The sequence below is a fragment of the Actinomycetospora sp. genome, assembly GCF_055612215.1.
The window spans coordinates 1-12264 of the sequence record NZ_JBVPVA010000906.1; the positions used below are offsets into that span (position 1 = coordinate 1).

The window sequence follows — 12264 nt, forward strand, 5'->3', positions numbered from 1 at the left end:
GCCGTGGCCCCACCGGTCGTCATCGTCACGGCCGTAGCCCCACCGGTCGTCACCGTCCCCGCGGCCCCAGCCGTCGTGGTCGCCACTGCGCCAACCGTCGTGGTCGCCACCGCGCCAACCGTCGTGGTCGCGGTCGTGGTCGTAGTGGCGCTGTTCGCAGCCGCAGCCGGGGTGGCAGACGTGGTCTGCGGGGGTCGGGGTCGGCTCGTGGTGGTGTTCGGGGTGCCATTCGTGGTGGCCCCAACCGCGTTCCATGCGCTCCCACTGCGCGGCCAGGTGCGGCGGGCAGTGCTCGAGGACCGGTGGGATGACCTCGCGGAGTTCGGCGGGGGTGACTCCGCCGAAGCCGGCGGCGTGGAGCACGCCTTGGGGGTCGCGGGCGAAATCGGCTTGGGCCTGGGGGTGGCGGAACAGGTCAAACAGGAACTGCAGCAGCGTCTTGTGCTGGCTGACGGCGATGGTCATTTCACTCCTGAGCGGGGGCGGCGTCATCCCTTCGGGATGCACCGAGAGGCTGTGGGGTGCCGGCCGCTTCGGGGAGCTCGCTCGGCGGTGACAACGGTAGGTCGCTCGCTGCGGGCTGCCATCGGGGATGAGCCCTAGTCCGGCACGGGCCGGCGTTGGGGGGGTCGGGGCGCAGCACGCCGACCCGTTTGGCCGGGCCCGAGTCCCTCCCCGGCGAGTCCGCCCCGTCCCGCTAGGAGGATGCCGGACCGCATCACGCTGCGGGGTCCGTCCGTGACTCAGCGCAATCGAGCGCGTGCGGCGCCGACCCGGTGGTCGTAACGACTGCACGAGCGGTCACGATGTCATCTCGGATGAGCCACGGTCGGCGAACGCTCGGGGGGATTATGGCCGGCATCGGGTACGACGCCTCGCCGATGTCGTCGGGGCAGGCCCGGTCGGGTCCACGGCACGCTCGGCCCGGCGCGGCGGTGCCCGCGCCGCGGACGGCGGGCGGGTCATATCCCCCGCGGGAGGCGGTCCCCGTCGGCCCGGCACTGTCCTACCCGCCGGCGCCTCGGCCGGCCCCAGTCTCGGCTGGTCCGGGGCCGCAGCCCCGCCCCAGCGCCCAACAGAACCCGGCTGCGGGCCGCAGCGCGGGGGGGCAGGGTGGCAGGGACGCCGTCACCGAGGTGCTTGATCTCGGGGCGGCCGGGTTCCCGTGCCGCCCGGTCGTGAAGGTTGGGGCACACCCGTTCCGGGCCGGTGCCGCCGACCCCGTCCTGATCCGTCGGCGACGTCGGCTGGCCGTGTTCGCGGGCGGCGGCGTCCTCGCCGTAGCGTTGGTGATCGGGGCGGTGACCGTGCCGCTGGTGCCCAGCGATGCCGCGCCCGGCCCGGCGGCGACCAGCACCACGCCCGCCGCCGCAGCGCCCGCGACGGGGGGATCGACGCCGTCGACGGGTCATCCACCGACGACGTCCACGGCGGTTCCGGCTGATCCGGCGGGTTCGAAGTGAGCACCGGCGCAGCTGCCCAGGACGACCCGGCCGACGCCGCTGTGGCGGATCGGTTGCTCCGCGAGGCGGAGCAGACCGCTCTCGACGGGGAGCTCGTCGCGGCCGCCCGTCAGGCGGACTACCTGTTGGAGATGACCGGAGACCATCACCAGCAGGCCCGGGCGGCGCGGCTACTGGCCGCCGTGTCGGCCCATCGGGGCCCGCAGGGTCGGGCCGCGCAGCTGCACACCTGGGCCGAGACCATCGATCCGGAGGCGCCGAGCGCTTCGGGTGTGGTGGCCCGTCTCGCCAGCGGTATCGCCGACGACCGTGAGGTGCCCGACCCGGTGGTCCCCACCGCGCGGGCCGCGGCCGAGGCCTACACCGCGCGGGCCCTGGCGCGCTCCTTGCGCGGCCAGTCAGGTGTGGCGCTCGGGGAACTCACCCGCGCCGCGAGCCTGCTCGAGGGCGCCGGGCGGCCGATGCTGCTCGACACCTCCCCAGCCGCGCTCGGAGCCCTGGTCGCCCTGCACCGTGGCGAACCGGACATGGGCGCTGTGTTGCTCGACGGGGCCATCGAGGCCGATCTCGGCGGCGCGCCGACCCGCCGCCGCCACCGGCTGCTGCGGGCCTGGACCCGCATGACCATGGGCGACGACCCCGGGGCCCGCGCAGACCTCGCCGAGGCGATGGCCTTGCCCGGTCCGGTCGAAGCCCCCGACGACCTGCTCGCGGTCGGGGTGGAAGCCAGCCTCGCCCGCCGCGGCGGCGACACCGCACACCTGGTCGCCCTGTGGGCGCGAGGACGCGCCAGCATCCTGCGCCACCCGGTCGACTTGTTCAGCCTGCTGCCCTTGAGCGAGCTGCAGATCGTGGCCAGCCGACTCGGCGAGGACGCCTGGCTACAGCCGCACCTCCAGGCCGCCGACGAAATCCTCGACGCCCTCGGCCGCCCCCCGCTCTGGGCCGCGCCCTGGTACTTCGCTGGTGTCCTGGCCGCCGCAGCCGCCACCGATCTCGACCGCGCCACCGAGCGCAGCCAACGCCTCGCCACCCTTGAGGCCGACCCGCACCGAACCCAGACCCTGAAAGCCGCGGCGAGCTGCTGGGTCGCCATCCTCGACGGCCAAGTCGACCCCACCGCCACGTTGCTCGCTGCCTGTGATCTGGCCGAGGCCGGGCTGGCCTGGGACGGCGCGCGCCTACTCAAAGAGGCCGCAGTGCGCACCACCGACCGCCGGGCCATCAGCACACTGCTCAACGGTGCCCGCGGCCTGCAAGCCCGCGCGGCCACCAACCCCACAGCCAGCTCCACCGGCGCAACACCCGCTGACCTGGCCGAGGCCGGCGAGAGCCCGTCCCCGGCCGAACCAGAGCCGGGCCGGCCAAGAGCACTCCCCACCGGCGGAGCCGACCCGGCGCAGGCCGACCCCGCAGCCGAGGTGGTCACGGCCCCGCCGGGCCGCGAGATCGAGGTGCTCAGCGAACGGGAACGCCAAGTCGCCGTCCTCCTGCTCGACGGGCTGACCTACCGTCAAATCGGGGAACGGCTCTACATCACCGCGAAGACCGTCGAGCATCACGTCGGACGCATGCGACAACGCCTCGGCTCCCACGACCGCAGCACCCTGTTCCACGACCTACGCCAGGCACTGCACGCGGCATGAGGGGCTGACCCCCCTTCCCGCTTCTTAGGCCGACGCGGAGACTCCCGGACCCGGGTTGCACACGCTTGCCACGGCGGCGCCGGCGGCACCGCCTACTGCATCGGACCTGCACAACTTGGCCACCGGCGGCGCGGTCAGCTCCAGTGGCGGCACCGCCGGCACGCGGGGCGACGGGGGTACCGCGTACTGCCTGAAGGTGTGCACCAACGTGGCTACCGTCGGCACCCCGGGCTCTGCCGCGCCGGCGCCGCCTCTCGACAAGCGCCTCGCCGGGTAAGCCACCGGACAGATCAAACGTCGGCCGCGTTCGGCGCAGCACCGGCCACCTCGGCGGCGTGTGGTTGCGCTGAGCGGGTGAGGTTTCGCGGGCGTGGTAACGCCGAGTGGGTGGCGGGGAGATCAGTCGGCATCACCGGTGGGTCATAGTCGGGAGGTCGAACGTGGGCGGACGCGGGACTCGGGTGGGGGCAGGGGTCCTCGTGGCCACTATCGCGGTCGGTGGCCTGGCGCTGGGCGCCGGTGCGGCCAGCGCTGCTGACGGCGCGGTCTGCGTCGTGGGCGCCACGTCGGGCGTCGCCCGGGGCGACTGGTGTGTGGACTCGAACGGTGCCCAACTCGGCTCGCTGAGCGCCTCGAGCGCCTCTGTCCCGCCCGAGTCGTCCACGACAGGCTCGGCGGCGGGCGCCCCCACCAGCGCCGCGACTGGTGGTGGCTCCGGGACCGCAGGGGCCGGGTCCGGGTCGGCGGGCACTACGACCGGCACTGTGGCCGGGACTACGACCGGCACTGTGGCCGGGACGGGGCTGCCCGCGGGCGGCGGCGTTCCCGCCTCGGCGGCGAGCACCCCGGCCGCGGGCCCGGCTCCGGTGTTCGTGGTGGTGCCGCCTCCTGCGGCGGCGGTGCCTGCGCCCCCGCCGGCGGTAGCGCCGGGCCTGCCAGCACCGGGCCTGCCAGCGCCGGTGGGGCTGCCCGTCGCGGCACCCCTGCCGCCGGTCGCACCCTCGCTCGCGGCCCCCCGGGGGAGCACCCCGGGGTTGGCGGGGTTCGCCGGGAACGGGATGCTGACGCCGCCGCTGGGCGGCACCGCGTTCGACCCCACGCGGCTGTTGACCGACCCCGAGGCAGCTCCGCTGGGCACCCTGCTCGACGCCAACCCCGCGCTGGCGGCCACCACCGCAAGCCAGGTCCAGGCCATGGCCCTGCAGGACCCCTCGAACTTCACGCGCACCCCGGTCACCCTGGCCGTGCTCGCCCTCGCCCTGGTGGCCGGGCTAGCGGTGCGCTACCGGGTCATGACCCGGGCACTACGTCGCGGGCACGCGGGCCACGACGAACTCCCCGAGCACTCCCACCCCACAGAGGGCGGGACCGTCGACACCGCCGACGACGGGGCCTACGACGACGCACTGGCGGCGTGACGGCCGCGCCCCGGATGCGCGAGACGACCGGCGGCGCGCTGGACCGCCACGAGGAATGGCTCGGACATAGGTGAGGTAAGGGGGGATTATCGTCGGTTCCTGATCCACAGTCCGGAAGCGGCCACCGCGCAACGTGGATTGGTGGGCTCGGTCTAGGAGAGCTGTTTGACATCCCGATCGAGCCGCCTGGGCCCCTGCGGCACGCGGGTGCCACCGCTCCACCGCCACCGCTATCGGCTTCCACCCAGGTCCGTGACCCGCTCACCTCGGCACACGTGCGCCCCGGCACTCAGCTCCTGGGCCACGACCACCCGACCGGGACCGATCGCGTCCGGGTTAGCCACTACCGCAAGCACACCCGCATCGAGGGCGATGTCGTGGGCGACGGCGGGCGCCCGATACGCCGAGGGCCGAGAGGCCCGCGCTCGTGCCGGGTGCCGCGAGCCTGGTGATCCGGCGCGACGGCGGCGTCGACGTCGGGGCCTGGGGCTCCAAGGTCCGCATGACCCCTGACGTGGCCGCGGTGCGCCAGAACCTCGTCCCCCTCGTGGACGACGGCGTCGTCACCCGACGTGCGCGACCGGCGGCACGGCGGAGTGGGGCTCCACGATCGGGCAGGCGGCCTACATCCACCGCTCGGCGTTCGGAGTCACACCCACCGGGGCCATGATCTACGTGGGCGGCCCGGCGCTGTCGGTGTGCACACTGGGGAACCTGCTGCACTCAGCCGGCGCGGTCCGTGGCATGGAGCTCGACATCAATCCCTCCTGGATGTCAGGGGCCTACTTCCATCCCGACGGAGCATCACGCCCGAAGGCGTTCCGCCCCTTCCCCGACGAGCAGGTCGGCGCCCAGCACTACCTGCAGACCTCGAGCCGGGACTTCGTCTCGTTCGACCTGTGCGCGGCCCCGGACACCCCGGCCTCGGCGCGCACCGCGCCACACTCGGCGCCGCGCCGCCACGCACCGGCCGCCAATGCCGGGACCACGGGATCAGGTTCGGCCGCCGGGCCACCTCAGAGCCCGCCCAAGCATTGACTCCACCACTTTCACGAGGCGGTCGTGGAAGCTCCGCTCGCACGCTCAAGCGCGGTGGATCTCAGAATAGAAGCGGCCAGAGTTCGACGAGCTCGCTGCGTCGCGGTCCTTCACCGCACACCACCCGAATCGCCCTGCGACGGCGCGTCCCCTTGATGGCGCCCCCAGTCCCCCTACGGTGTGACACTTGTGGCTCACGAGGTGGACGGGACCGGTGTTGTGCGGTCAAGGGGTGGCCACGCGTGAACTGGCCACCGACGCGCCGGGCGCGGCACCTCCACCGTCGGGCCTGGCTGACCGTCGCCGCGGCCGGGTTGTTCGTCACCGCCACTGGGCTCACCATGTTCCAAGGCGAACCGGCGGCGTCGGCCCCTGCGCCGGTCATCGAGCTCTCGATGGACACATCGAGCTCCCCGCCTCCGGTCGGCCCTCGGGTCGATCCCACGCTGCTCACGGTCACCCGAGCCGGCGGCAGGACTGTCTCGTTGACCTTCGACGACGGACCAACCGCCCGCTACACCCCGCAGCTCCTCGCCGTCCTCGCTCGTGATCGCGTCGTTGCGACCTTCTGCGAGATCGGCCAGCAAGCGCAAGCACAACCGGCCCTGGTGCGTCGCGTGACCGCGGCCGGTCACCGCCTCTGCGACCACACCATCACCCACGACCCGACGATCGGCTCCCACACCTCGTCGGTGATGGACCAACAGCTGCGGGCGAGCCGCGACGTCCTGGTCGCCGCGTCCGGAGGCGCCCCGGTCGACTACTTCCGCGCCCCGGACGGGAACTGGACCCCGGCCCTGCTGCGGCGCTCCGCACAGGCGGGGATGCAGCCGCTGGGGTGGACCATCGACACCCGAGACTGGACTCGGTCGGGAACGGCCGCGATCGTCAACTCCGTCGAGGCCCACATCCGGCCCGGAGCGGTCGTCCTGTTCCACGACGGGGGCGGACCCCGCGACCAGACCGTCGCGGCAGTCACCCAGCTGATCCCTTGGCTGCGCTCCCAGGGCTACACCTTCGTCTTCCCCAGCTGACCGGCACCCACGACGAAGACTCCGCCTCGCCGTCACCCGCGAAGCACGCCGAGAGCCCTCGTCGCGTGACGTTTCATCACCATCGAATGTCGAGACCGCCGCGGCGCCGGGAGCCTCTCGGCACCAGGCGCGGCTCGAACGACCCGCTCGATCACGGGGGACCGCCAGCGGCACGTCGCCGGCCTCCCGAGCTCAGGGTCTTCGGGGTGGATCCGATGCGGGAGTTCCACGACCCTCGGCAGGGACGCCCATCTCGTCGCCCAGGTGCTCGGTCATCTCGGACAGGCCGCGCTCGAGCACCGAACGCACCGATCTCCGAGGAACAACACCCACGCCACCCGCACCCCGCTCGACGGAGTGAGTGAGCCGAGTACGCGATCGACGCTGGCGCAATCTCACCGCGGGCCGCCGTCGACGTCACCTCTTCGGTGCCCGCGCCGGGCACACCCGGACTTCCGGCGCGGTCGGGCCTCGTCATCTGCCGTGCCGACAGCCACACGAGTTGCCAGAGACCGAAAGCGACCACTAACGTTAGAGCTCGCTGACGAAGACGGACCGCACTTCACGACATCGGGAGCCACCGTTGACCGACACGATCACCGACGAGCAGCTTCGCGCCCTCGTCGCGACCGCGAGGCCGTACACGTTGGTGCTGCTGCGATGGGGCCCGCGACGGCACGTCGACGGCGTCGATCAGATCGTCTGGGAGCACGGCCGTCGCAATGCCGCGCTGCGGGCCGAGGACGTCATGCCGATCGTGTGCCCCGTCGGCGGCGACGATCTCGTCGGTGCCGCGGTCCTCGCCTGCGACCTCGATCGCGCGCGGGAGGTCATGGACGGCGATCCGGGCGTGCAGGCCGGCGTGTTCGTCTACGAGGTGCACTCCTGCCAGAGCTTCCCCGGCAGCACGCTGCCCGACCCGAAGGACGTCGCGGCACCCCGAACCTGATCGCAGGCCCGACTCGACCGGCCGAGGTCGTCCGTCGATCAGGCCGATGGCCCGGATGGCCCGCCACCAGGCCCGGGCCCCGGGATGCCGGCCTCGCCGTTCGCGGACCTACGATCCGGACCGGCGCCGCCGTGGGAGCCCTCCGGGGTGGCCTGATCGGCTCGGTGGAGGGCCTCGGCGATGCGCTTGATGGCCTGCAGCCGCGCGTTCCACCGGTTCGCGGTGGTGAGCATCGCCGCGGCGGCGGCGTGGAGCCGGTCGGGTTGGATGGTGTAGCGGACCTCTCGGCCTTCTCGTCGTGGGGTGACCAGCCCGGCGTCTACCAGGACGGCGAGGTGCTTGGAGACGGCTTGCCGTGAGAACGGCAGCTCCGCGGCCAGGGTGGTCGGCGTGGCCTCGCCGTGGGTGACCAGTGAGTCGAGCAGGCGGCGGCGGCCGGGTTCGGCCACCGCCGCCCACAGCTGCTCCTCGCTCCCCTCGATCATCAACGGTGCTCGGCGTGCTCGTCGATGAGGTGGTCGTGCAACCGCCCGAGGAGTGTGGTCCAGCCGCGCGCGTGCTCGGCTCGATAGCCCTCTCGTTCCTGCTCGGTCCAGACCATGTCCTCCAGCCCGCTCTCGACGACCCGCAGTCGGGTGCGATGACCTTCCGGTGTCAGGGTGAAGGTGACCAGCAGCGAGTTGCCCGGCCGCGGAGAGCTGCCCTGCGGGTGCTCCCAGCGGAAGGAGAAGATCCGGCCGGGTTCGACGGCGTGCACCTGGATCTGTACCGACTTCGGCGCAGCATCGGTCTCGAGCCGTCGGGAGAAGACCACCGAGCCGTCATAACCGGGCTCGGCGCGTAGGTCCACGGCGTCGGCGAACCAGATAGCGATGTGTTCGGGCTCGGTGACCGCCCGCCACACCACCTCGACCGGCGCATCGATCATGATCTCCTGCGCGATCACCATGCCGGACCCGTTCATGCAACAAAGAGTAGCGGATCAATGAGCGGGAGGTGACGGTATCCAGGCATCGCCCACGGCCTTCCGCGCGATTCGGAGCTGTGTCAGTGCCTGTTGCCGGGTCGACCGGTGCCGGTCTCCACGTAGGCCTGCAGGCTCGCCAGGTAGTACTCCCAACCCTGGCGGCACTGGTCGAAGCACTCCAACCGCGGGGTCAGTCCCTCGTGTCGGAAGTCCAGGAGAGTGGAGCCCGCTCGTCGACCGAGACCGAAGTCGATGCGCGTACCGACCCAGTCGGGCATGAAATCGCAGGTCATCACGGTCCACCGGACCTGGGTCGAGGGCCGGGCGGTGTCGACGCGCATCACCACCGGGCCGGGGGGCATCGCCAGCCACAGCTCGCCCCCCTCGGAGCCCCAGCCGGTCGTGGGCATCCACCAGCCCGACACGCCGGCCGCGGTGCTCACGGCCGCGTAGACGACGTCCGGCGCCGCGGCCAGCGCCATCGCCTGTCGGTAGTCGGGGCCCTGCGTCGTGCCGATGGCCTGGTCCATATCCCGCTCCTGGTCTCGTCGGGCAACTTACGGTTGCGGGATCGACGGTATCGGTCGATGCTGGGGACACGCAACTCCCAGTTGCTCATCGCCCTCCAGCATGGCGCCATCGACGCTCGTGCGCTAACGTTCGTGTGCGCTAACAGAAGGAGGGCTCCCGATGTCCGGACCTCCGCGCCCCGCGCGGAAACCGCTCGGGGCTTGCGTTCCGGACGCCGACCACGATCCCGCCGACGAGGTCCTGCGCGCCCTCGTGGAACCCCGACGCCGCGCGATCCTGCGTCTAGTCGCGGAGGAGGAGCTCGCCGCGGGCGAGATCGCCGAGGCCTTCGAGGTCACCCGACCCGCGATCAGCCAGCACATCGGCGTCCTCAAGCAGGCAGGGCTGATCAGCGAGCGCCGCGACGGGACCCGGCGCCTCTACCGAGCGCGCCCGGCCGGAGTGGATGGGCTGCGCGCCTTCCTCGACGATGTCTGGGGGGCCTCCCTCGACGTCGCCCGCCAGCTCGTCGAGCAGGACCGGGGCCTGGCCGACGCTGATGACGACGGACACACCGCGACCGGTTGAGCTCGCCCCGGTCCTGCCACCCAGCTTCCCAGGAGCCCTCCGATGAGCACCACCGCCGACCCCCACGAGCCGAACGGCACGGGCACCATCACGCCACTGCGCCGCCCCCCGGTGCGCCGATCGACACTCGTCCGACGCGACCAGGCCCACACCTTCGCGGTCTTCGTCGACACCATCGCCACCTGGTGGCCCCTGGTCCCCTACTCCATGGGCCGCGAGCGGATCCGTTCGGTGACCGTCGAGCCCTTCCTGGACGGACGGGTCTACGAGACCTGGGACGACGGCACGACGACGGAGTGGGGCGTTCTGCTCGCCTGGGATCCACCGCGGCGTCTGGTGATGACGTGGAACTCCACCCCCATCCCGACCGAGGTCGAGCTGAGCTTCACCGGTCTCGGACCCAGGCTGACACGGGTGGCCCTGGAGCACCGAGGGTGGGAGAACCTCACCGACGAACAATTGGCCAGCGCTTGCGCCCATCCCGGCGGCTACTCCGGCGGCGGCTACCACCAGGGCTGGGCGCGCATCCTGGGTTGCCTGACCGAAGCCGCCGAGGCGAGCCCGACCTAGCCCCTCGCAGCCCCACCGCCGTCGCGCAGCGCCCTGAGGTGCCGCTGAACCCGATGCGGCTACCGGTCGGCCGCGCGGAGTGCCGCCGCTCCTCCCGCCATCGAGGGCACCGAAGGTGCCCGTCATCGACGACCCACACCACAGAAGAGGATTCGATCCGCATGCCTGCCGTTGTGAACTACTTCGAGATCGGCACTCCGCACCCCGACGACGCCCGCCGATTCTTCGGTGCTCTGTTCGACTGGACCTTCGGCGAACCCTCCGAGCAGAGCTATCAGATGATCAACTCTGAGCAGGGCGGGCTGTGGGACACCACCGGCTTCGGGGCGGCCACCTGGGCAATCTTCTATGTCCAGGTCGATGACGTTGCCGCCACCGTCGAGCGCGCCGAGTCCCTCGGCGCGACCGTGGCCGTGCCCCTCGTCGACGGCGGCGCCATCGAGTTCGCCCACCTCCTCGATCCGCACGGCAACCGCTTCGGTGTGTGGCGCCCTAATGCGAGCTGAGCCCGCTCGAGCAGATCGCCTCGCCTCGCCCACTCCGTCGAGGTCAGTTTGTCGAAGATTTCGGGGCCGATCCGGGCGTAGATTCCGCGGCGGTCCGCTCGCCGGTGAGCCCGGGGCAGACCATGCCGAGCCCGGCGAGGTGCTCGGCGGGTCCACGGGTGCCGCGCAGGCGTTGCTCCTCGCCCCGGGCCACCAGCTCGGCGGCTTCGGTGTCGCGCTCGAGCATGACCACGCGGGCCGCCGCGAGGACCTGACGGCGGGTGGCCGCGGCCTGCTCGCGGCGCAGTGGGCTGTCGTAGCGCCGTCTCGTTCGTCCGGTCATCGCGTTCGGTGGGTCATCGCGGGACCTCGATCATCGCGAGATGATGAGAACCGAGCCGTCGCGGCGGTATGCGCAGGGGCTCGAATGAGGCAGACGTCCGGATTCCCCAGCGCGTTAGTGTCCCGGCGGCCGCCCGATATTTGGACCCCGGTTGGGAGAAGCCGTGACCGTTGTCGCCGCGGATGCCGTGCGCCGAGCAATGATCAACTGTTCCCGGGGAGACGCCAAGCGCATGACCCTCTCCACCGTGGTGTCAAGCACCGACCTGGACGAGGTCGAGTTCGTCGGCTGGCACGATCCGCGTATCCCCGAGCGGGCCTACCTGGTCACCCTCCACGACGGAGAGCTCGTCGGTGTCCTGCTTCGTCGGGCGGCCGCAGGAGCACGCCGCACCGCGATGTGCGCGCTCTGCCGCACCACCCACCGCGGCGGGAACGTCTCGCTCTACACCGCCCCTCTCGCCGGCGCCGCCGGCCGTGAGGGCAACAGCGTCGGCACCTACATCTGCCACGACCTCTCCTGCCCCACCACGATCCGGCTCGACAGGGCGCCGCACCCGGGTGTGATGCCGGAGCTGGGCCGCCCGACCGCCGAGCGCGTCGCGGGCCTGCGTCGCCGACTCCACACGTTCCTCACCTCCATCCGCCCGGAGAAGCACTGAGGTCCCATCGGGTCTCGACTGGCAACTCCGCAATTCCAGGCGCACGACGGTTCCCTTACGCGGCGACAGCTCGCCCACCGCAAGGTGACAGTCCTTTCGCCAGGCGCGAACCGGGACCCGCGCTACTGGGACCGGCCCGACGAGTTCGACCTCCGCCGCCGGACGGCCGGCAACCTGGGCTACGGCGCGGGCGCCCACGTCTGCGCCGGCATGACGATCGCGCGGATGGAGGGCGAGGCGCTGATCCGGGCTCTGGCCGCCCGGGTCGACTCCTGGCACCTCGAGGGCGACCCGGAGCCGCGGCTCAACAACAGCCTGCGTGGGCTCTCCCGCCTGCCGGTCCGGGTGGAGCCGCTCTGACGCGGTCACGATGTCCCACACTGACATCATGACCGATGCCCGCGAGACGCTGGGCCCGCTCGGTGTCTACCTGCCCATCCCCGTCCTCGCGCTGCCGCCGGTGGCGCGCCAGGTCGAGGCCGCCCGCCGCCTCGAGGCCGCCGGGTACCGGGCGGCCTGGACGAACGAGGGCGTCGGGGGCAAGGACACGCTGGTCCAGGTCTCGACCCTGCTCGCCGCGACCGGTCAGCTG

The 12264-nt window shown here is 72.2% G+C and carries 15 protein-coding genes and 2 pseudogenes; 11 read left to right on the forward strand and 6 right to left on the reverse strand.

Features of this window, described 5'->3' with window-relative positions; translation table 11 throughout:
• On the reverse strand, positions 1-465 hold a 465-nt coding region (locus AC0CYZ_RS24650), incomplete at its 3' end, for an IniB N-terminal domain-containing protein (protein ID WP_472220245.1).
• A 994-nt stretch (positions 466-1459) separates the two neighbouring features.
• On the opposite strand from AC0CYZ_RS24650, the gene AC0CYZ_RS24655 reads away from it, so the two are divergent.
• The 4 genes from AC0CYZ_RS24655 to AC0CYZ_RS24670 all read left to right on the forward strand — a co-directional run bounded on the left by AC0CYZ_RS24655 (position 1460) and on the right by AC0CYZ_RS24670 (position 6599).
• Entirely contained in the window at positions 1460-3109 is a 1650-nt protein-coding gene (locus tag AC0CYZ_RS24655) for a LuxR C-terminal-related transcriptional regulator (RefSeq protein ID WP_472220247.1), read from the forward strand.
• 788 nt (positions 3110-3897) lie between these two features.
• On the forward strand, positions 3898-4527 hold the full coding sequence (locus AC0CYZ_RS24660) for a hypothetical protein (RefSeq protein ID WP_472220249.1): 630 nt from the start codon (positions 3898-3900) through the stop codon (positions 4525-4527).
• 666 nt (positions 4528-5193) lie between these two features.
• Positions 5194-5565, forward strand: a complete 372-nt coding sequence (locus AC0CYZ_RS24665; RefSeq protein WP_472220251.1) for a hypothetical protein — start codon at positions 5194-5196, stop codon at positions 5563-5565.
• A 395-nt stretch (positions 5566-5960) separates the two neighbouring features.
• Positions 5961-6599, forward strand: coding sequence for a polysaccharide deacetylase family protein (locus AC0CYZ_RS24670; protein ID WP_472220271.1), 639 nt, complete (start codon positions 5961-5963; stop codon positions 6597-6599).
• Between the two features lie 88 nt (positions 6600-6687).
• Here the strand turns inward: AC0CYZ_RS24670 and AC0CYZ_RS24675 are convergent.
• A pseudogene (locus AC0CYZ_RS24675) lies at positions 6688-6965 on the reverse strand (transposase); the annotation flags it as partial.
• 217 nt (positions 6966-7182) lie between these two features.
• Between AC0CYZ_RS24675 and AC0CYZ_RS24680 the strand changes: the two are divergent.
• Complete coding sequence (locus tag AC0CYZ_RS24680; protein ID WP_472220253.1) at positions 7183-7548, forward strand: hypothetical protein; 366 nt, start codon at positions 7183-7185, stop codon at positions 7546-7548.
• Between the two features lie 38 nt (positions 7549-7586).
• Here AC0CYZ_RS24680 and AC0CYZ_RS24685 read toward each other — a convergent pair whose 3' ends face one another.
• The 3 genes from AC0CYZ_RS24685 to AC0CYZ_RS24695 all read right to left on the reverse strand — a co-directional run bounded on the left by AC0CYZ_RS24685 (position 7587) and on the right by AC0CYZ_RS24695 (position 9045).
• Complete coding sequence (locus AC0CYZ_RS24685; protein ID WP_472220255.1) at positions 7587-8033, reverse strand: ArsR/SmtB family transcription factor; 447 nt, start codon at positions 8031-8033, stop codon at positions 7587-7589.
• Positions 8033-8512, reverse strand: a complete 480-nt coding sequence (locus tag AC0CYZ_RS24690; protein ID WP_472220257.1) for an SRPBCC domain-containing protein — start codon at positions 8510-8512, stop codon at positions 8033-8035. The genes AC0CYZ_RS24685 and AC0CYZ_RS24690 overlap by 1 nt, the downstream gene beginning before the upstream one ends.
• A gap of 83 nt (positions 8513-8595) precedes the next feature.
• Positions 8596-9045, reverse strand: a complete 450-nt coding sequence (locus AC0CYZ_RS24695) for an SRPBCC family protein (RefSeq protein ID WP_472220259.1) — start codon at positions 9043-9045, stop codon at positions 8596-8598.
• A 160-nt stretch (positions 9046-9205) separates the two neighbouring features.
• Here AC0CYZ_RS24695 and AC0CYZ_RS24700 point away from each other — a divergent pair, with 160 nt between their 5' ends.
• The 3 genes from AC0CYZ_RS24700 (at position 9206) to AC0CYZ_RS24710 (ending at position 10689) form a co-directional block, all read left to right on the forward strand.
• Positions 9206-9613, forward strand: coding sequence for an ArsR/SmtB family transcription factor (locus AC0CYZ_RS24700; RefSeq protein ID WP_472220261.1), 408 nt, complete (start codon positions 9206-9208; stop codon positions 9611-9613).
• Positions 9614-9655: 42 nt separating this feature from the next.
• Positions 9656-10183, forward strand: coding sequence for an SRPBCC domain-containing protein (locus tag AC0CYZ_RS24705; protein ID WP_472220263.1), 528 nt, complete (start codon positions 9656-9658; stop codon positions 10181-10183).
• Between the two features lie 173 nt (positions 10184-10356).
• Positions 10357-10689: a VOC family protein gene (locus AC0CYZ_RS24710; RefSeq protein ID WP_472220265.1), complete on the forward strand. Its 333-nt coding sequence runs from the start codon at positions 10357-10359 to the stop codon at positions 10687-10689.
• Positions 10690-10732: 43 nt separating this feature from the next.
• Here the strand turns inward: AC0CYZ_RS24710 and AC0CYZ_RS24715 are convergent, their stop codons facing one another.
• Positions 10733-11011, reverse strand: a complete 279-nt coding sequence (locus tag AC0CYZ_RS24715; RefSeq protein ID WP_472220267.1) for a hypothetical protein — start codon at positions 11009-11011, stop codon at positions 10733-10735.
• Positions 11012-11210: 199 nt separating this feature from the next.
• Between AC0CYZ_RS24715 and AC0CYZ_RS24720 the strand changes: the two genes are divergently transcribed.
• The 3 genes and pseudogenes from AC0CYZ_RS24720 to AC0CYZ_RS24730 all read left to right on the forward strand — a co-directional run.
• Entirely contained in the window at positions 11211-11672 is a 462-nt protein-coding gene (locus AC0CYZ_RS24720) for an FBP domain-containing protein (RefSeq protein WP_472220273.1), read from the forward strand.
• A gap of 84 nt (positions 11673-11756) precedes the next feature.
• A complete protein-coding gene (locus AC0CYZ_RS24725; RefSeq protein WP_472220269.1) occupies positions 11757-12032 on the forward strand; it encodes a cytochrome P450 in 276 nt (91 codons plus the stop codon).
• Positions 12033-12060: 28 nt separating this feature from the next.
• Positions 12061-12264 (forward strand): annotated as a pseudogene (locus AC0CYZ_RS24730) (TIGR03620 family F420-dependent LLM class oxidoreductase); the annotation flags it as partial.